Below are 18,329 nucleotides of genomic sequence, written 5' to 3' on the forward strand. Positions count from 1 at the left end.
ACATACAGATACAAAAAACCGGGCACTAGGCCCGGTTCCTTGTTTCAGACTGACGTCTTACTCAGCGGATACAGCTTCACCGCCGACAGCACGATCAACCAGTTCAACGTACGCCATAGGAGCGTTGTCGCCAGCGCGGAAACCGCACTTGAGGATGCGCAGGTAGCCACCCTCACGGGTAGCGTAACGCTTGCCCAGGTCGTTGAAGAGCTTACCAACGATAGCTTTCGAACGAGTACGGTCGAAAGCCAGACGGCGGTTAGCCAGGCTGTCTGTCTTGGCCAAAGTGATCAGCGGCTCGGCAACGCGGCGCAGTTCTTTAGCTTTCGGCAGTGTAGTTTTGATCAGCTCGTGCTCGAACAGCGACACCGCCATGTTCTGGAACATGGCCTTGCGGTGCGAGCTGGTGCGGCTCAGGTGACGCCCACTTTTACGATGACGCATGGTTCATTCCTTACCAAACACAACGTTCGGTGATTACGACGATCAGGCAGTCGCCTTGTCGTCCTTCTTAAGACTTGCAGGCGGCCAGTTGTCGAGGCGCATGCCGAGGGACAGACCGCGGGAGGCCAGAACGTCCTTGATTTCGGTCAAGGATTTCTTGCCCAGGTTCGGAGTCTTCAACAGTTCTACTTCGGTACGCTGAATCAGGTCGCCGATGTAGTAAATGTTTTCCGCCTTAAGGCAGTTAGCCGAACGTACAGTCAGTTCCAGATCGTCAACCGGGCGAAGCAGGATCGGATCGATCTCGTCTTCCTGCTCGACTACCACTGGCTCACTGTCACCTTTGAGGTCGACGAACGCAGCCAACTGCTGTTGCAGAATGGTTGCAGCACGACGGATAGCCTCTTCAGGATCCAGAGTACCGTTGGTTTCCAGATCAATAACCAGCTTGTCCAGGTTAGTACGCTGCTCGACACGGGCGTTTTCCACCACGTATGCGATACGGCGAACCGGGCTGAACGAAGAATCAAGCTGCAAGCGACCAATGCTGCGGCTTTCGTCTTCATCGCTCTGACGCGAGTCGGCCGGTTCATAACCACGACCACGAGCTACTACGAGCTTCATGTTCAGGGCGCCGTTAGACGCCAGGTTAGCGATTACGTGATCGGGGTTAACGATCTCGACATCATGATCCAGCTGAATATCGGCAGCGGTAACCACCCCCGAACCCTTCTTCGACAAGGTCAGCGTAACTTCGTCACGGCCGTGCAGCTTGATAGCCAGACCTTTAAGGTTCAACAGGATTTCAATTACGTCTTCCTGTACACCTTCGATGGCGCTGTACTCGTGGAGCACACCGTCAATCTCGGCCTCGACTACTGCACAGCCGGGCATTGAGGACAACAGGATGCGGCGCAGCGCGTTGCCCAGGGTGTGGCCAAAACCACGCTCGAGAGGCTCGAGGGTGATCTTGGCGCGGGTTGGACTGACAACCTGCACATCAATGTGGCGGGGTGTCAGGAACTCATTTACCGAAATCTGCATGGATGCACCTATTTTCTAGCCCTTACTTGGAGTAGAGCTCGACAATCAGGCTTTCGTTGATGTCGGCGGACAGATCACTGCGAGCTGGAACGTTCTTGAAAACGCCCGACTTCTTCTCAGTGTCTACTTCTACCCATTCTACGCGGCCACGTTGAGCACACAGATCGAGAGCTTGGACAATGCGAAGTTGATTTTTTGCTTTCTCGCGAACAGCAACCACGTCACCAGCACGAACCTGGTAGGACGGAACGTTAACGGTCTGACCGTTTACGCTGATCGACTTGTGCGATACCAGCTGACGGGATTCGGCACGAGTAGAACCGAAGCCCATGCGGTATACAACGTTGTCCAGACGGCATTCGAGCAGTTGCAACAGGTTTTCGCCGGTTGCGCCCTTCTTGCCAGCTGCTTGTTTGTAGTAGCCGCTGAATTGACGCTCGAGCACGCCGTAGATACGACGAACTTTTTGCTTTTCACGCAGCTGAGTACCGTAGTCGGATTGACGACCACGACGCTGGCCGTGGATGCCAGGAGCTGCTTCGATGTTGCACTTGGATTCGATAGCGCGCACGCCGCTCTTCAGGAAGAGATCGGTGCCTTCGCGACGAGCCAGTTTGCATTTTGGACCAATGTAACGAGCCATTCTTTACAATCTCCTGGATTACACGCGGCGCTTCTTCGGCGGACGGCACCCGTTGTGCGGGATTGGCGTCACGTCGGTGATGCTGGCGATCTTGTAGCCACAGCCGTTCAAAGCGCGGACTGCGGATTCACGACCTGGACCTGGGCCCTTGACGTTAACGTCGAGGTTCTTCAGGCCATATTCCAGCGCAGCTTGACCAGCACGCTCGGCAGCTACTTGAGCAGCGAACGGGGTGGACTTGCGAGAACCGCGGAAACCCGAACCACCGGAGGTTGCCCAGGAAAGAGCGTTACCTTGACGGTCGGTAATGGTCACGATGGTGTTGTTGAAAGACGCGTGGATGTGGGCGATGCCATCAACCACTGTCTTTTTAATCTTTTTACGAGGACGAGCAGCAGGTTTTGCCATGACTAAATTCCTGTCGATTCGCTGGTGCGATTACTTGCGGATCGGCTTACGCGGACCTTTGCGAGTACGCGCGTTGGTCTTGGTACGCTGACCGCGCACTGGAAGACCACGACGATGGCGCAGACCGCGGTAGCAGCCCAGATCCATCAAGCGTTTGATTTTCATGTTGATTTCGCGACGCAGGTCACCTTCAGTGGTGAACTTCGCCACTTCGCCACGCAGCTGTTCAATTTGCTCGTCGCTCAGATCCTTGATCTTCGCAGCTGGGTTGACCCCAGTCACCGCACAGATTTTCTGCGCAGTAGTGCGACCAACACCATAGATGTAGGTCAGCGAGATAACAGTATGCTTGTTATCTGGAATGTTAACGCCTGCAATACGGGCCATTCAGTGGGACTCCAATTGACAGCTACCTACGCCCCGGAAGCCAAGAAATAGGGCGCGAGATAATATCGCTGTAATAACAAATAATCAACCCGGCAGCGCACTAGCTGCCGGGCTTGAAGCACAATCACACTCAGCCTTGGCGCTGTTTGTGACGCGGTTCCGCGCTGCAAATTACTCGAACAACACCTTCGCGGCGAATAATCTTGCAGTTACGGCACAGCTTTTTCACCGATGCACGAACTTTCATCACCAACTCCTCGAACCTTATGGATTAGCGCAGCATGCCGCTGCCGTAACCCTTCAGGTTGGCTTTCTTCATCAGGGATTCGTACTGGTGGGAAACGAGGTGCGATTGTACTTGCGACATAAAGTCCATAACAACCACGACCACGATCAGCAACGAGGTCCCGCCAAGGTAGAACGGAACGTTTGCAGCAACCACCAGGAACTGGGGCAACAGACACACGGCCGTCATATATAGAGCACCGAACATGGTCAAGCGGGTCAGAACGCCATCAATGTAGCGCGCCGACTGCTCACCTGGACGGATGCCCGGAATAAAGGCACCGGACTTCTTCAGGTTTTCCGCTACGTCTTTCGGATTGAACATCAACGCCGTATAGAAGAAGCAGAAGAAAATAATCCCTGCACTAAACAGCAGAATATTCAACGGCTGACCAGGAGCGATCGACTGCGAGATGTCCTGCAACCAGCCCATACCTTCAGACTGACCGAACCAGGCACCCAACGAAGCCGGAAACAGCAAAATGCTGCTCGCGAAGATAGCAGGAATTACACCGGCCATATTCACTTTCAGCGGCAAGTGGCTGGTCTGCGCAGCAAAAACCTTGCGGCCCTGCTGACGCTTGGCGTAGTGAACAGCAATACGACGCTGGCCACGCTCAATGAACACCACAAAACCGATAATCGCTACTGCCAGCAAACCGATCGCAACCAAGGCAAAAATGTTGATATCACCCTGACGCGCAGACTCGAAAGACTGCCCGATCGCTCTCGGAAGACCGGCGACGATACCTGCGAAAATCAACATCGAGATACCGTTGCCAACACCACGCTCAGTAATCTGCTCACCCAGCCACATCATGAACATCGCACCAGCCACAAACGTGGATACCGCGACGAAATGGAAGCCAAAGTCACCAGTGAACGCAACGCCCTGCCCTGCCAGACCAACGGACATGCCGATGGCCTGAACCAGAGCTAGGACGACAGTGCCGTAGCGGGTGTACTGGCTGATCTTGCGACGGCCAGCTTCACCTTCCTTCTTCAACTGCTCCAACTGCGGACTGACGGCTGTCATAAGTTGCATGATGATCGAAGCCGAGATGTACGGCATGATCCCCAGTGCAAAAATGCTCATCCGCTCCAGCGCGCCGCCGGAAAACATGTTGAACAAGCTAAGAATGGTCCCCTCATTCTGTCGAAACAGGTCTGCGAGTCGGTCCGGGTTGATACCTGGAACCGGGATGTGTGCGCCTATTCGGTAGACGATAATCGCCAGGAACAGAAAACGCAGACGAGCCCAGAGTTCAGACATACCGCCTTTGCCGAGCGCAGAGAGAGCACCTTGCTTAGCCATTTATTCCTCGAACTTGCCGCCAGCTGCTTCGATAGCCGCACGCGCACCTTTGGTGGCTGCGATACCCTTGATGGTCACAGCGCGAGTAACTTCGCCGGACAGCATGATTTTCACACGCTGAACGTTCTGGTTAATCACGTTGGCATCTTTCAGGGACTGCACGGTAACGATGTCGCCTTCCACTTTGGCCAGTTCGGACAGACGCACTTCTGCGCGGTCCATGGCTTTCAGGGAAACGAAACCGAACTTCGGCAGGCGACGATGCAGCGGCTGTTGACCGCCTTCAAAGCCTGGAGCGATGGTGCCACCGGAGCGGGAAGTCTGACCTTTGTGACCACGGCCACCAGTCTTACCCAAACCACTACCGATACCACGGCCCGGACGATGCTTTTCGCGACGGGAACCCGGCGCTGGACTCAGATCATTGAGTTTCATCGATTAACCCTCGACACGCAGCATGTAGTAAGCCTTGTTGATCATCCCGCGGTTCTCGGGAGTATCTTGGACTTCTACAGTGTGACCGATGCGACGCAGGCCCAGACCCTTAACGCACAGTTTGTGGTTAGGGATACGGCCGGTCATGCTTTTGATCAGCGTTACTTTAACGGTAGCCATGATCAGATGATCTCCTGGACGCTTTTGCCACGCTTGGCGGCAATGGATTCAGGGGACTGCATAGCCTTCAAACCTTTGAAAGTGGCATGAACCACGTTTACTGGGTTAGTCGAGCCGTAGCACTTGGCCAGAACGTTCTGAACACCAGCAACTTCGAGGACAGCACGCATAGCGCCGCCAGCGATGATACCGGTACCTTCAGAAGCAGGCTGCATGTACACCTTGGAAGCGCCATGAGCGGACTTCATAGCGTACTGCAGAGTGGTGCCGTTCAGATCAACTTGGATCATGTTGCGGCGAGCAGCTTCCATTGCCTTCTGGATCGCAGCAGGCACTTCACGCGACTTGCCACGGCCGAAGCCAACACGGCCCTTACCATCACCAACCACGGTCAACGCGGTGAAAGTGAAGATACGGCCGCCTTTAACGGTTTTGGCTACGCGGTTAACTTGAACCAGCTTCTCGATGTAGCCTTCGTCGCGCTTTTGGTCGTTATTTGACATAACTTAGAACTCCAGCCCAGCTTCACGAGCAGCATCAGCCAGCGCCTTGACGCGGCCGTGGTACTTGAAGCCAGAGCGGTCGAAAGCCACCTGCGAGACGCCAGCGGCTTTTGCACGCGTAGCGACCAGCTGGCCAACCTTAGTGGCCGCGTCGATGTTGCCAGTGGCGCCATCACGCAGTTCTTTATCCAAAGTCGAGGCACTCGCCAAGACTTTGTTGCCGTCGGCCGAAATGACCTGGGCGTAGATGTGCTGCGAAGAGCGGAACACGCAGAGACGCACGACTTCGAGTTCGTGCATTTTCAGGCGTGCTTTGCGAGCGCGACGCAGTCGAGTAACTTTTTTGTCGGTCATTTGCTATGCCCTACTTCTTCTTGGCTTCTTTACGACGGACGACTTCGTCCGCGTAGCGCACACCTTTACCTTTGTAAGGCTCTGGTGGACGGAAGTCGCGGATCTCAGCGGCCACTTGACCTACCAGCTGCTTATCGATGCCCTTGATCAGGATATCGGTCTGGCTAGGAGTCTCAGCGGTGATGCCTTCCGGCAGTTCGTAATCCACTGGATGCGAGAAGCCGAGGGCCAGGTTCAGCACTGTGCCTTTTGCTTGTGCCTTGTAACCAACACCGACCAGCTGGAGCTTACGCTCGAAGCCTTGGCTAACGCCTTGGACCATGTTGTTTACCAGAGCACGAGTGGTACCGGCCATTGCACGAGTTTGTTGGTCGCCATTGCGAGCAGCGAAACGCAGCTCACCAGCTTCCTCAACAATTTCAACGGACGAGTGAACGTTCAGTTCGAGAGTGCCCTTGGCACCCTTCACCGAAAGCTGTTGGCCGGCGAATTTAACTTCGACACCAGCTGGCAGCTTAACGGGGTTCTTAGCGACGCGAGACATGCTTATCCCCCCTTAGAACACAGTGCAAAGAACTTCGCCGCCGACACCGGCAGCGCGCGCAGCACGATCAGTCATCACACCTTTGTTGGTGGAGACGATAGACACGCCAAGGCCGCCACGTACTTTCGGCAGTTCTTCAACGGACTTGTACTGACGCAGGCCTGGACGGCTAACGCGCTTCACTTCCTCGATGACCGGACGGCCTTCGAAGTATTTCAGCTCGATGGACAGCAGAGGTTTGATTTCGCTGCTGATCTGATAACCCGCGATGTAACCTTCGTCCTTCAGGACTTTTGCTACAGCCACCTTCAGCGTGGAAGACGGCATGCTTACGACGGACTTTTCAGCCATCTGGGCATTACGGATTCGAGTTAGCATGTCCGCTAACGGGTCCTGCATACTCATGGGCTAGATGCTCCTGATACAAAAAGAATTAGCCTTGCGGCTACAACTGTCGCCGAGAAATTCCGGGCAAAAAACACGGGCTCAGGCGAGCCGGTCATTCTAGACACACCCCAGAAATGAATCAAGCCCCAAAAGGGGCTTGATTCAGATTCAAGGCCACCGGTGATCGGGATCTTACGACCCCAACCACCGCGACTTTGATAGCTATTACCAGCTGGCTTTAACCAGACCTGGTACGTCACCACGCATTGCAGCTTCACGCAGCTTGTTACGGCCAAGGCCGAACTTGCGGTAAACGCCGTGCGGACGACCAGTCAGGCGGCAGCGGTTACGCATGCGCGAGGCGCTTGCGTCACGTGGCTGCTTCTGCAGCGCTACGGTAGCTTCCCAACGTGCTTCTGGACTTGCGTTCAGATCCACGATGATAGCTTTCAGCGCTGCACGCTTGGTGGCGTACTTGGCAACAGTGAGCTGACGCTTCAGCTCACGGTTCTTCATGCTCTTCTTGGCCATTTTCCTACTCCAATCAGTTGCGGAACGGGAATTTGAAAGCACGCAGCAGAGCGCGGCCTTCATCATCGTTCTTAGCAGTGGTGGTCAGGGTAATGTCCAGACCGCGGAGAGCATCGATCTTGTCGTAATCGATTTCCGGGAAAATGATCTGCTCTTTCACGCCCATGCTGTAATTACCACGACCATCGAAGGACTTGGCATTCAGGCCGCGGAAGTCGCGAACCCGAGGCAGGGAGATCGACAGCAGACGATCCAGGAACTCGTACATACGCTCACGGCGCAGGGTCACTTTGACGCCGATCGGCCATCCTTCGCGGACTTTGAAGCCAGCGATGGATTTACGAGCGTAGGTCACAACGACTTTCTGGCCGGTGATCTTTTCCAGGTCAGCAACAGCATGCTCGATGACTTTTTTGTCGCCGATTGCTTCGCCCAGACCCATGTTCAGGGTGATTTTGGTAACGCGCGGAACTTCCATCACGTTCGAAAGCTTAAGTTCTTCCTTAAGTTTCGGAGCGATTTCCTTCCGGTAAATCTCTTTTAGTCGTGCCATGGTCTTCTACCTAGCAGTGTTCAAGCATCAACCGCTTTTTGGGTCGACTTGAAGACACGAATTTTTTTGCCGTCTTCTACTTTGAAACCAACGCGGTCAGCCTTGTTGGTTTCGCCGTTGAAAATGGCGACGTTGGAAGCGTGCAGTGGCGCTTCTTTCTCGACGATACCGCCCTGTACGCCCGACATCGGGTTAGGCTTGGTATGACGCTTGACCAGGTTCAGGCCACCGACAACCAGACGGTCATCAGCCAGAACTTTAAGCACCTTACCGCGCTTACCTTTGTCTTTGCCGGCGATCACGATGATCTCGTCGTCACGACGAATCTTTTGCATGTCGGATCTCCTTACAGCACTTCTGGGGCGAGCGAGACGATCTTCATGAACTTCTCAGTACGAAGTTCACGGGTCACTGGCCCAAAGATACGGGTGCCGATCGGCTCTTGCTTGTTGTTCAACAGAACAGCAGCGTTGCCATCAAAGCGGATGATGGAGCCGTCAGCACGACGAACACCATGGCGAGTGCGGACTACAACTGCAGTCATCACTTGGCCTTTTTTCACCTTACCGCGAGGAATTGCTTCCTTGACGGTAACTTTGATGATGTCACCGATACCAGCGTAACGACGATGGGAGCCACCCAGCACCTTGATGCACATAACGCGGCGAGCGCCGCTGTTATCGGCCACATCGAGCATGGATTGAGTCTGAATCATATAATTTCTCCGACCCCTAGCCCTTAGACTTCCACAGCGCGTTCGAGAACATCAACCAGAGCCCAAGACTTGGTCTTGGCCATCGGACGAGTTTCACGAATAGTGACTTTGTCGCCGATGTGGCACTGATTGGTTTCGTCGTGCGCGTGCAGCTTAGTCGAACGCTTAACGTATTTACCGTAGATAGGGTGCTTAACGCGACGCTCGATCAGAACGGTGATGGTCTTGTCCATCTTGTCGCTGACAACACGGCCAGTCAGCGTACGGACAGTTTTTTCGGCTTCAGCCATGATTACTTACCTGCCTGCTGGTTGAGCACAGTCTTCACGCGAGCGATGTCACGCTTAACTTGCGAGAGCAGATGAGACTGCCCCAACTGGCCAGTTGCTTTCTGCATACGCAGATTGAACTGGTCGCGCAGCAGGCCGAGCAGTTGCTCGTTCAACTGCTGTGCGGATTTTTCACGAAGTTCATTCGCTTTCATCACATCACCGTCCGCTTAACAAAGGAGGTGGCGAGCGGCAGCTTTGCAGCAGCCAGGGCGAAAGCCTCACGCGCCAGCTCTTCAGAAACACCCTCGATTTCATACAGGACTTTGCCTGGCTGAATCTGGGCAACCCAGTATTCGACGTTACCCTTACCTTTACCCATCCGAACTTCGAGTGGCTTCTTGGAAATAGGCTTGTCCGGGAATACACGGATCCAGATCTTGCCACCACGTTTTACGTGACGGGTCAGAGCACGACGCGCTGACTCGATCTGACGAGCGGTGAGACGACCACGAGCAACAGACTTCAGCGCGAACTCGCCGAAGCTGACTTTGCTACCGCGCAATGCCAGACCACGGTTGTGGCCGGTCATTTGCTTGCGGAACTTCGTACGCTTTGGTTGCAACATTTGGCGTACCCCTTACTTAGCAGCTTTTTTACGAGGCGCAGGTGCTTGCGGCTTCAGCTCTTCTTGGCGACCACCAATTACTTCGCCTTTGAAGATCCAAACCTTCACACCGATCACACCATAAGTGGTGTGAGCTTCGTAGGTGGCATAGTCGATATCGGCACGCAGGGTGTGCAGTGGCACACGACCTTCGCGATACCATTCAGTACGTGCGATTTCAGCACCGCCGAGACGACCGCTCACTTGGATTTTGATGCCCTTGGCACCAATGCGCATGGCGTTCTGTACGGCGCGCTTCATAGCACGACGGAACATTACGCGACGCTCCAGCTGCTGAGCTACGCTCTGCGCAACCAGCATACCGTCGAGCTCCGGCTTGCGGATCTCTTCGATATTGATGTGCACAGGCACACCCATTTGCTTGGTCAGGTCCTGACGCAGCTTCTCAACATCTTCACCTTTCTTGCCGATCACGATGCCGGGACGAGCGGTGTGGATGGTGATGCGTGCAGTTTGAGCCGGACGATGGATATCGATACGGCTTACGGACGCGCTTTTTAGTTTGTCTTGGAGATACTCACGCACATTCAGATCTGCGAGCAAATAGTCCGCATAAGTCCGACCGTCTGCGTACCAGACGGAGGTGTGCTCCTTGACGATTCCCAGGCGAATGCCAATGGGATGTACTTTCTGACCCATCTCTTCGACTCCGTTACTTGTCAGCAACCTTGACAGTGATATGGCAAGACCGCTTGACGATGCGATCAGCACGGCCTTTGGCACGTGGCATGATGCGCTTCAGCGAACGCCCTTCGTTGACGAAAACGGTGGAGACCTTCAGGTCATCAACGTCTGCGCCTTCGTTATGCTCGGCGTTGGCTACGGCCGACTCCAGCACTTTCTTCATGATCTCGGCGGCTTTCTTACTGCTGAAAGCCAACAGGTTGAGCGCTTCGCCCACCTTCTTCCCGCGGATCTGGTCGGCGACCAAGCGGGCTTTCTGGGCGGAGATTCGAGCGCCCGACAACTTAGCGGCTACTTCCATCATTCCTTACCCCTTAACGCTTGGCTTTCTTGTCAGCCACGTGCCCGCGATATGTACGGGTACCGGCGAACTCGCCCAGTTTGTGGCCGACCATGTCTTCGTTCACGAGAACTGGAACATGTTGACGACCGTTATGCACAGCGATGGTCAGACCGACCATTTGTGGCAGGATCATGGAACGGCGCGACCAGGTCTTAACTGGTTTGCGATCGTTCTTTTCCGCCGCCACTTCGATCTTCTTCAGTAGGTGAAGATCAATAAAAGGACCTTTTTTCAGAGAACGTGGCACTGTCGTATCCCTCTATTTACTTGCGACGACGGACGATCATTTTGTCGGTACGCTTATTACCACGAGTCTTCGCGCCCTTAGTCGGGAAGCCCCATGGCGATACCGGATGACGACCACCAGAGGTACGACCTTCACCACCACCATGTGGGTGGTCAACCGGGTTCATGGCAACACCACGAACGGTTGGGCGAACGCCACGCCAGCGTTTGGCACCAGCTTTACCCAGCGAACGCAGGCTGTGCTCGGAGTTCGAGACTTCGCCCAGGGTCGCACGGCATTCAGCCAGCACTTTACGCATCTCACCAGAACGCAGACGCAGGGTCACGTAGACGCCTTCACGAGCGACCAGCTGAGCCGAAGCACCAGCCGAACGAGCGATTTGCGCGCCTTTACCTGGCTTCAGTTCGATGCCGTGTACGGTGCTACCAACTGGAATGTTGCGCAGTTGCAGAGCGTTGCCCGGCTTGATCGGTGCCAGAGCACCTGCGATCAGCTGGTCGCCAGCGCTCACGCCCTTAGGGGCGATGATGTAGCGACGCTCGCCATCTGCGTACAGCAGCAGAGCGATGTGAGCAGTACGGTTTGGATCGTATTCGATACGCTCGACAGTGGCAGCGATGCCATCTTTGTCGTTGCGACGGAAGTCGACCAGACGGTAATGCTGCTTATGACCACCACCAACGTGACGAGTGGTAATGCGGCCATTGTTGTTACGACCACCAGACTTCGATTTCTTCTCGAGCAGCGGTGCGTGAGGAGCGCCTTTATGCAGCTCCTGGTTGACCACCTTGACCACAAAACGGCGGCCAGGGGAAGTCGGTTTGCATTTAACGATTGCCATGATGCACCCCTTCCTTACTCAGCACTGCTGCTGAAATCGAGATCTTGGCCTGGCTGAAGGGAGATAACTGCCTTCTTCCAGTCATTACGCTTGCCCAGACCGCGAGCGGTACGCTTGCTCTTACCCAGAACGTTCAGGGTAGTAACGCGTTCCACTTTCACGCTGAACAGGCTTTCGACGGCCTTCTTGATTTCCAGCTTGGTTGCGTCAGTAGCAACCTTGAAAACGAACTGGCCTTTCTTGTCTGCCAGAACCGTAGCCTTCTCGGAAACGTGCGGGCCAAGCAGAACTTTAAATACGCGTTCCTGGTTCATCCCAGCAGCTCCTCGAATTTCTTCACGGCCGACACAGTGATCAACACTTTGTCGTATGCGATCAGACTAACTGGATCGGAACCTTGCACGTCACGAACATCAACGTGTGGCAGGTTACGAGCAGCCAGGTACAGGTTCTGATCAACAGCGTCCGACACGATCAGAACGTCGGTCAGGCTCATGTTGTTCAGTTTGCCCAGCAGATCTTTGGTTTTCGGAGTTTCAACAGCGAAATCCTGAACCACGACCAGACGATCAGTACGCACCAGCTCAGCAAGGATGGAACGCATTGCTGCGCGATACATCTTCTTGTTCAGCTTCTGGGAGTGATCCTGAGGACGAGCTGCGAAAGTGGTACCGCCGCCACGCCAGATTGGGCTACGGATAGTACCGGCACGAGCACGGCCAGTACCTTTCTGACGCCATGGGCGCTTGCCGCCACCGGAAACGTCGGAACGGGTCTTTTGCTGCTTGCTACCTTGACGGCCGCCAGCCATGTAGGCCACGACTGCTTGGTGAACCAGCGTCTCGTTGAATTCGCCGCCAAATGTCAGTTCGGAAACTTCGATCGCTTGAGCGTCATTTACATTTAATTGCATGTCAGCTTCCCCTTAACCGCGAGCCTTGGCCGCCGGACGTACAACCAGGTTGCCGCCAGTAGCGCCAGGAACAGCACCCTTGACCAACAACAGATTGCGTTCAGCGTCGACGCGCACTACTTCCAGGGACTGCACGGTCACGCGCTCAGCGCCCATATGACCGGACATTTTTTTGCCCTTGAATACACGACCAGGAGTCTGGCACTGGCCAATAGAGCCCGGGACGCGGTGGGAAACGGAGTTACCGTGGGTGTTATCTTGACCGCGGAAATTCCAACGCTTGATGGTACCGGCGAAGCCTTTACCTTTCGACTGACCGGTAACATCTACCAGTTGGCCAGCTGCGAAGATTTCTGCATTGATCAGATCGCCAGCTTGGTACTCGCCTTCTTCAAGACGGAATTCCCAAACGCCACGACCGGCAGCAACGTTCGCTTTAGCGAAGTGACCTGCTTGAGCAGCAGTCACGCGCGAAGCACGACGCTCACCTACAGTGACTTGCACTGCACGATAGCCATCGGTTTCTTCAGTTTTGAACTGGGTGACGCGATTCGGCTCGATCTCAATGACCGTGACCGGAATGGAGACACCTTCTTCGGTGAAAATACGGGTCATACCGCATTTACGACCGACTACACCAATAGTCATGTTGTAAACCTCATGAGTGTACGGGGCTTTCACCCGCTATGGCCGCCCATTTCAGAGCGTTACACGACTAAGACCGAGTCTTAGCCGAGGCTGATCTGCACTTCCACACCTGCCGCAAGATCAAGCTTCATAAGAGCATCAACGGTTTTATCCGTTGGCTGGACGATGTCCAGTACGCGCTTATGAGTACGGATCTCGTACTGGTCACGCGCGTCTTTGTTGACGTGCGGGGAGACCAGAACGGTGAACCGCTCTTTACGGGTAGGCAGTGGAATTGGACCACGCACTTGAGCACCAGTACGTTTCGCGGTTTCCACGATTTCCTGGGTGGATTGGTCGATCAGGCGATGGTCGAAAGCCTTCAACCTGATACGGATTTGCTGATTTTGCATTGGATTTCAGACTCCAGGCTGCTATTCCCACCGGGCGCAATACGCCCGTTAAAAGGAGGCGCAATTCTATAGACGGCCCCACAGAGTGTCAACCCAATAAAAAAGCCCCCGCAAGCGGGGGCTTCTTCATGAGTCGTCGATTACTCGATAACTTTGGCTACGACGCCGGCGCCGACGGTACGACCGCCTTCACGGATAGCGAAACGCAGACCATCTTCCATCGCGATGGTTTTGATCAGAGTGACAGTCATCTGGATGTTGTCACCTGGCATTACCATTTCAACGCCTTCTGGCAGCTCGCAGTTACCAGTCACGTCAGTAGTACGGAAGTAGAACTGTGGACGGTAGCCTTTGAAGAACGGAGTATGACGGCCGCCTTCTTCCTTGCTCAGAACATAAACTTCAGCGGTGAACTTGGTGTGCGGCTTAACGGTGCCTGGCTTAACCAGAACCTGACCACGCTCAACGTCGTCACGCTTGGTACCACGCAGCAGAACGCCGCAGTTCTCGCCAGCACGACCTTCGTCGAGCAGCTTGCGGAACATTTCAACGCCGGTGCAGGTAGTCTTCTGAGTATCGCGCAGACCAACGATCTCAACTTCTTCCTGGATGCGAACGATGCCACGCTCAACACGACCAGTTACCACGGTGCCACGACCGGAGATCGAGAATACGTCTTCGATTGGCATCAGGAACGGCTTGTCGATTGCACGCTCTGGCTCTGGGATGTAAGTGTCCAGAGTTTCTACCAGACGCTTAACAGCGGTGGTACCCATTTCGTTGTCGTCTTGGCCGTTCAGGGCCATCAGAGCCGAACCGATGATGATCGGAGTGTCATCACCTGGGAAGTCGTAAGTGCTCAGCAGATCGCGCACTTCCATCTCAACCAGCTCCAGCAGCTCAGCGTCGTCAACCATGTCAGCCTTGTTCAGGAAGACAACGATGTACGGAACGCCTACCTGACGGGACAGCAGGATGTGCTCACGAGTTTGTGGCATCGGACCATCGGCAGCCGAGCAAACCAGGATCGCGCCGTCCATCTGGGCAGCACCGGTGATCATGTTTTTGACGTAGTCGGCGTGACCTGGGCAGTCAACGTGCGCGTAGTGACGAATGTGCGAATCGTACTCTACGTGTGCAGTGTTGATGGTGATACCACGAGCTTTTTCTTCTGGAGCGCTGTCGATCTTGTCGAAGTCAACACGAGCCGAACCGAAAACTTCGGAGCAAACGCGAGTCAGAGCAGCAGTCAGAGTGGTTTTACCGTGGTCAACGTGACCGATAGTGCCAACGTTGACGTGCGGTTTGTTACGTTCAAATTTTTCTTTAGCCACGACAATTAACTCCTAGCCTAAAGGGGAGACTGAATCAGCCTTGTTTTTTAACGAGAGCTTCGACGATGTTCGACGGAGCTTCGGCGTATTTGGAGAATTCCATGGAGTAGCTCGCGCGACCCTGAGACATGGAACGAACGTCAGTTGCATAACCGAACATTTCACCCAGTGGAACTTCAGCACGGATAACCTTGCCGGACACCGAGTCATCCATACCCTGAATCAGACCACGACGACGGTTCAGGTCACCCATCACGTCACCCATGTAGTCCTCTGGGGTTACTACTTCAACCTTCATGATCGGCTCGAGCACAACGCCGCCACCCTTTTGGGCCAGCTGCTTGGTCGCCATGGAGGCCGCCACCTTGAACGCCATCTCGTTGGAGTCGACGTCGTGGTAGGAACCATCGAACACGGTAGCCTTCAGGCCGATCAGCGGATAACCGGCAACGACGCCGTTCTTCATCTGCTCTTCGATACCCTTCTGGATAGCCGGGATGTATTCCTTAGGAACCACACCACCAACAACTTCGTTGGTGAAGACCAGACCTTCGGTGATGTTGCCGTTCGCATCGACGTCCGGCTCCGAGAAACGGATCCAGCAGTGACCGAACTGACCGCGACCGCCGGATTGACGAACGAACTTGCCTTCGATCTCGACGTTGCTCTTGCTGATCTTCTCGCGGTACGAAACCTGCGGCTTGCCGATGTTGGCTTCGACGTTGAACTCGCGCTTCATGCGATCAACGAGGATGTCCAGGTGCAGCTCACCCATACCGGAAATGATGGTCTGACCGGTCTCTTCGTCGGTCTTGACGCGGAACGACGGGTCTTCCTGAGCCAGCTTGCCCAGTGCAATACCCATCTTTTCCTGGTCCTGCTTGGTTTTCGGCTCTACCGCTACCGAAATCACAGGCTCAGGGAAGTCCATACGCTCAAGAATGATCTGCTTGTCGAGATCGCACAGAGTGTCACCAGTGGTGACGTCCTTCATGCCGATCAGGGCAGCGATATCGCCTGCACGTACTTCCTTGATCTCTTCACGCTGGTTGGCGTGCATCTGCACCATACGACCAACGCGCTCTTTCTTGCCCTTGACCGAGTTGATCACGGAGTCGCCCGAGCTCAGGAAGCCCGAGTAAACGCGCACGAAAGTCAGAGTACCAACGAACGGGTCGGTAGCGATCTTGAATGCCAGAGCCGAGAACGGTTCAGCATCATCAGCGTGACGCTCGTCGTAATCCGCCTCTACCAGCTCATCCTTCGGCTTCTCGATGAGATCCGGATGGATACCTTTGATCGCCGGGATCTCGGTAGGAGCAGGCAGGAAGTCGATAACGGCGTCGAGAACCAGGGGAACACCCTTGTTCTTGAACGAAGAGCCGCAGACAGCCGGAACGATTTCGCTAGCCAGGGTGCGCGCACGCAGACCAGCCTTGATCTCTTCTGGAGTCAGGTCACCTTCTTCAAGGTACTTGTTCATCAACTCTTCGTTGGCTTCAGCAGCGGCTTCAACCATGTTGGAGCGCCACTCGTTAGCCAGGTCCAGCATATCGGCAGGAATTTCTTCCTCGCGATAGGTAGTACCCTTGTCGTCGTCGTTCCAGTAGATAGCCTTCATCTTGATCAGATCAACCTGACCTTCGAAGTTATCTTCAGCGCCGATAGCCAGCTGAACCGGAACCGGGGTGTGACCCAGGCGGTTTTTGATCTGACCAACAACACGCAGGAAGTTAGCGCCGGCACGGTCCATCTTGTTCACGTAAACAACACGTGGAACGCCGTACTTGTTGGCTTGACGCCATACGGTTTCAGACTGAGGCTCAACACCGGAAGTACCGCAGAACACAACGACCGCGCCGTCGAGTACGCGCAGCGAACGCTCTACTTCGATGGTGAAGTCTACGTGGCCAGGGGTATCGATAACGTTTACACGATAGTTATCGTATTGGCCGCGCGAACCTTTCCAGAAAGTAGTTACAGCAGCGGAGGTAATGGTAATACCCCGCTCCTGCTCCTGCACCATCCAGTCGGTGGTAGCAGCGCCGTCATGCACCTCACCCATCTTATGGCTGAGACCTGTGTAAAACAGGATCCGCTCGGTAGTGGTAGTCTTGCCCGCGTCAACGTGGGCACAGATACCGATGTTACGGTAGCGGTTGATTGCTGTAGTACGAGCCATAAAGCCCTCGCAAAATGAATGATGCTGAGATTAGAAGCGGTAGTGCGAGAAAGCCTTGTTGGCTTCAGCCATACGGTGAACGTCTTCACGCTTCTTAACTGCAGCACCTTTGCCTTCGGCAGCGTCCAGCAGTTCGCCAGCCAAACGCAGAGCCATAGACTTCTCGCCGCGCTTGCGGGCGAAGTCTACCAACCAGCGCATTGCCAGAGCGTTACGACGGGACGGACGAACTTCGACCGGAACCTGGTAAGTAGCACCGCCTACACGGCGCGACTTCACTTCGACCAGCGGAGCGATGGCGTCGAGAGCTTTCTCGAAGATTTCCAGGGGATCGCTGTTCTTGCGCTCTTTAACTTTTTCCAGCGCGCCATAAACGATACGCTCGGCAACGGCTTTCTTACCGCTTTCCATTACGTGGTTCATGAACTTGGCGAGGATCTGGCTTCCGTATTTCGGATCGTCCAGAATCTCACGTTTGGCTGCTACGCGACGTCTTGGCATTGATAAGCCCTCAAACGGTCTTCAGGTTAGCTCGGGACAGTTGATCCAATGGACGCGTGCCCGACCTTACTCTTATCGACTCAATATAATTAAAAACTGCAAAACGGCCGATTACTTCGGACGCTTGGTACCGTACTTCGAACGACCTTGGTTACGACCTTTAACGCCGGAGGTATCCAGGGAGCCGCGAACGGTGTGGTAACGAACACCTGGCAAGTCTTTTACACGGCCGCCACGAATCAGTACGACGCTGTGCTCTTGCAGGTTGTGGCCCTCACCACCGATATACGAGGAAACCTCGAAACCGTTGGTCAGACGCACACGGCATACTTTACGCAGTGCCGAGTTAGGTTTTTTCGGCGTAGTGGTATACACGCGAGTGCACACGCCACGACGTTGCGGGCAGTTCTGCAGCGCAGGCACGTCGGATTTCTCGACGATACGCTTACGCGGCTGACGTACCAGCTGGTTGATAGTTGCCATCTACTAGCTCCACTGTTGTCTTTCGACATAAACAAAATGGCAGAGCACAAGCTCCACCAAATTTAGGGGTACAAGA

Annotated in this window: 32 protein-coding genes; all 32 read right to left on the minus strand. The window is 54.7% G+C overall.

Features of this window, described 5'->3' with window-relative positions:
* Nucleotides 1-57: 57 nt before the first annotated feature.
* Nucleotides 58-444 carry a 50S ribosomal protein L17 gene (rplQ, locus tag Q8O96_RS26730; RefSeq protein WP_007924175.1) on the minus strand — a complete coding sequence of 129 codons (387 nt, stop codon included), beginning with the start codon at nt 442-444 and terminating at the stop codon, nt 58-60.
* Nucleotides 445-486: 42 nt separating this feature from the next.
* Nucleotides 487-1,488 carry a DNA-directed RNA polymerase subunit alpha gene (rpoA, locus tag Q8O96_RS26735; protein WP_007970428.1) on the minus strand — a complete coding sequence of 334 codons (1,002 nt, stop codon included), beginning with the start codon at nt 1,486-1,488 and terminating at the stop codon, nt 487-489.
* Between the two features lie 22 nt (nt 1,489-1,510).
* Nucleotides 1,511-2,131: a 30S ribosomal protein S4 gene (rpsD, locus tag Q8O96_RS26740; protein ID WP_011063772.1), complete on the minus strand. Its 621-nt coding sequence runs from the start codon at nt 2,129-2,131 to the stop codon at nt 1,511-1,513.
* Between the two features lie 18 nt (nt 2,132-2,149).
* Nucleotides 2,150-2,539, minus strand: coding sequence for a 30S ribosomal protein S11 (rpsK, locus tag Q8O96_RS26745; protein ID WP_007924177.1), 390 nt, complete (start codon nt 2,537-2,539; stop codon nt 2,150-2,152).
* Nucleotides 2,540-2,569: 30 nt separating this feature from the next.
* Nucleotides 2,570-2,926: a 30S ribosomal protein S13 gene (gene rpsM / locus Q8O96_RS26750; protein WP_003186020.1), complete on the minus strand. Its 357-nt coding sequence runs from the start codon at nt 2,924-2,926 to the stop codon at nt 2,570-2,572.
* 130 nt (nt 2,927-3,056) lie between these two features.
* Complete coding sequence (gene rpmJ / locus Q8O96_RS26755; RefSeq protein ID WP_002555468.1) at nt 3,057-3,173, minus strand: 50S ribosomal protein L36; 117 nt, start codon at nt 3,171-3,173, stop codon at nt 3,057-3,059.
* 24 nt (nt 3,174-3,197) lie between these two features.
* Complete coding sequence (secY, locus tag Q8O96_RS26760) at nt 3,198-4,526, minus strand: preprotein translocase subunit SecY (protein WP_007924182.1); 1,329 nt, start codon at nt 4,524-4,526, stop codon at nt 3,198-3,200.
* Entirely contained in the window at nt 4,527-4,961 is a 435-nt protein-coding gene (gene rplO, locus Q8O96_RS26765; RefSeq protein WP_007924183.1) for a 50S ribosomal protein L15, read from the minus strand.
* Between the two features lie 3 nt (nt 4,962-4,964).
* Entirely contained in the window at nt 4,965-5,141 is a 177-nt protein-coding gene (gene rpmD, locus Q8O96_RS26770) for a 50S ribosomal protein L30 (protein WP_003176408.1), read from the minus strand.
* Between the two features lie 2 nt (nt 5,142-5,143).
* The gene (gene rpsE, locus Q8O96_RS26775) at nt 5,144-5,644 is read right to left on the minus strand and encodes a 30S ribosomal protein S5 (RefSeq protein WP_007924184.1); all 501 of its coding nucleotides are present in this window, start codon (nt 5,642-5,644) and stop codon (nt 5,144-5,146) included.
* A gap of 3 nt (nt 5,645-5,647) precedes the next feature.
* The gene (rplR, locus tag Q8O96_RS26780) at nt 5,648-5,998 is read right to left on the minus strand and encodes a 50S ribosomal protein L18 (RefSeq protein ID WP_003186037.1); all 351 of its coding nucleotides are present in this window, start codon (nt 5,996-5,998) and stop codon (nt 5,648-5,650) included.
* Between the two features lie 10 nt (nt 5,999-6,008).
* Complete coding sequence (gene rplF, locus Q8O96_RS26785) at nt 6,009-6,542, minus strand: 50S ribosomal protein L6 (RefSeq protein WP_025129400.1); 534 nt, start codon at nt 6,540-6,542, stop codon at nt 6,009-6,011.
* Nucleotides 6,543-6,554: 12 nt separating this feature from the next.
* Nucleotides 6,555-6,947, minus strand: a complete 393-nt coding sequence (gene rpsH, locus Q8O96_RS26790) for a 30S ribosomal protein S8 (protein ID WP_011063773.1) — start codon at nt 6,945-6,947, stop codon at nt 6,555-6,557.
* Between the two features lie 207 nt (nt 6,948-7,154).
* A complete protein-coding gene (gene rpsN, locus Q8O96_RS26795; protein WP_003228726.1) occupies nt 7,155-7,460 on the minus strand; it encodes a 30S ribosomal protein S14 in 306 nt (101 codons plus the stop codon).
* A gap of 13 nt (nt 7,461-7,473) precedes the next feature.
* Nucleotides 7,474-8,013: a 50S ribosomal protein L5 gene (rplE, locus tag Q8O96_RS26800; protein WP_003210069.1), complete on the minus strand. Its 540-nt coding sequence runs from the start codon at nt 8,011-8,013 to the stop codon at nt 7,474-7,476.
* Nucleotides 8,014-8,033: 20 nt separating this feature from the next.
* Nucleotides 8,034-8,348, minus strand: a complete 315-nt coding sequence (gene rplX, locus Q8O96_RS26805; protein WP_007896770.1) for a 50S ribosomal protein L24 — start codon at nt 8,346-8,348, stop codon at nt 8,034-8,036.
* Nucleotides 8,349-8,359: 11 nt separating this feature from the next.
* A complete protein-coding gene (gene rplN, locus Q8O96_RS26810) occupies nt 8,360-8,728 on the minus strand; it encodes a 50S ribosomal protein L14 (protein ID WP_002555479.1) in 369 nt (122 codons plus the stop codon).
* A 23-nt stretch (nt 8,729-8,751) separates the two neighbouring features.
* Nucleotides 8,752-9,018: a 30S ribosomal protein S17 gene (gene rpsQ / locus Q8O96_RS26815; RefSeq protein ID WP_003194644.1), complete on the minus strand. Its 267-nt coding sequence runs from the start codon at nt 9,016-9,018 to the stop codon at nt 8,752-8,754.
* 2 nt (nt 9,019-9,020) lie between these two features.
* Nucleotides 9,021-9,212 (minus strand): 50S ribosomal protein L29, encoded by a 192-nt coding sequence (gene rpmC / locus Q8O96_RS26820; protein ID WP_002555481.1) that lies wholly within the window; start codon nt 9,210-9,212, stop codon nt 9,021-9,023.
* Nucleotides 9,212-9,625: a 50S ribosomal protein L16 gene (gene rplP, locus Q8O96_RS26825; RefSeq protein ID WP_003228729.1), complete on the minus strand. Its 414-nt coding sequence runs from the start codon at nt 9,623-9,625 to the stop codon at nt 9,212-9,214. Before rplP ends, rpmC begins: the two co-directional genes overlap by 1 nt.
* Nucleotides 9,626-9,637: 12 nt before the next feature.
* Entirely contained in the window at nt 9,638-10,324 is a 687-nt protein-coding gene (rpsC, locus tag Q8O96_RS26830) for a 30S ribosomal protein S3 (RefSeq protein WP_007924192.1), read from the minus strand.
* A 13-nt stretch (nt 10,325-10,337) separates the two neighbouring features.
* Nucleotides 10,338-10,670, minus strand: coding sequence for a 50S ribosomal protein L22 (gene rplV, locus Q8O96_RS26835; RefSeq protein WP_003103908.1), 333 nt, complete (start codon nt 10,668-10,670; stop codon nt 10,338-10,340).
* 13 nt (nt 10,671-10,683) lie between these two features.
* A complete protein-coding gene (gene rpsS / locus Q8O96_RS26840) occupies nt 10,684-10,959 on the minus strand; it encodes a 30S ribosomal protein S19 (protein ID WP_002555486.1) in 276 nt (91 codons plus the stop codon).
* Nucleotides 10,960-10,975: 16 nt separating this feature from the next.
* Nucleotides 10,976-11,800 carry a 50S ribosomal protein L2 gene (gene rplB / locus Q8O96_RS26845; protein WP_011063775.1) on the minus strand — a complete coding sequence of 275 codons (825 nt, stop codon included), beginning with the start codon at nt 11,798-11,800 and terminating at the stop codon, nt 10,976-10,978.
* A gap of 14 nt (nt 11,801-11,814) precedes the next feature.
* Complete coding sequence (gene rplW, locus Q8O96_RS26850) at nt 11,815-12,114, minus strand: 50S ribosomal protein L23 (RefSeq protein ID WP_002555488.1); 300 nt, start codon at nt 12,112-12,114, stop codon at nt 11,815-11,817.
* The gene (rplD, locus tag Q8O96_RS26855) at nt 12,111-12,713 is read right to left on the minus strand and encodes a 50S ribosomal protein L4 (RefSeq protein ID WP_007924200.1); all 603 of its coding nucleotides are present in this window, start codon (nt 12,711-12,713) and stop codon (nt 12,111-12,113) included. The genes rplW and rplD overlap by 4 nt, the downstream gene beginning before the upstream one ends.
* Nucleotides 12,714-12,725: 12 nt before the next feature.
* Nucleotides 12,726-13,361, minus strand: a complete 636-nt coding sequence (rplC, locus tag Q8O96_RS26860) for a 50S ribosomal protein L3 (RefSeq protein WP_007924205.1) — start codon at nt 13,359-13,361, stop codon at nt 12,726-12,728.
* A gap of 80 nt (nt 13,362-13,441) precedes the next feature.
* A complete protein-coding gene (gene rpsJ / locus Q8O96_RS26865) occupies nt 13,442-13,753 on the minus strand; it encodes a 30S ribosomal protein S10 (protein WP_003186070.1) in 312 nt (103 codons plus the stop codon).
* A gap of 140 nt (nt 13,754-13,893) precedes the next feature.
* Nucleotides 13,894-15,087 carry an elongation factor Tu gene (gene tuf / locus Q8O96_RS26870; RefSeq protein WP_060841339.1) on the minus strand — a complete coding sequence of 398 codons (1,194 nt, stop codon included), beginning with the start codon at nt 15,085-15,087 and terminating at the stop codon, nt 13,894-13,896.
* A 34-nt stretch (nt 15,088-15,121) separates the two neighbouring features.
* Entirely contained in the window at nt 15,122-17,269 is a 2,148-nt protein-coding gene (gene fusA, locus Q8O96_RS26875) for an elongation factor G (RefSeq protein WP_102865260.1), read from the minus strand.
* 30 nt (nt 17,270-17,299) lie between these two features.
* On the minus strand, nt 17,300-17,770 hold the full coding sequence (gene rpsG, locus Q8O96_RS26880) for a 30S ribosomal protein S7 (protein ID WP_007925959.1): 471 nt from the start codon (nt 17,768-17,770) through the stop codon (nt 17,300-17,302).
* A gap of 111 nt (nt 17,771-17,881) precedes the next feature.
* Entirely contained in the window at nt 17,882-18,253 is a 372-nt protein-coding gene (gene rpsL / locus Q8O96_RS26885; RefSeq protein WP_003186084.1) for a 30S ribosomal protein S12, read from the minus strand.
* Between the last annotated feature and the right edge of the window lie 76 nt (nt 18,254-18,329).

The sequence above is a fragment of the Pseudomonas sp. LPH60 genome, assembly GCF_030718165.1.
Taxonomy (GTDB): Bacteria; Pseudomonadota; Gammaproteobacteria; order Pseudomonadales; family Pseudomonadaceae; genus Aquipseudomonas; species Aquipseudomonas danubii.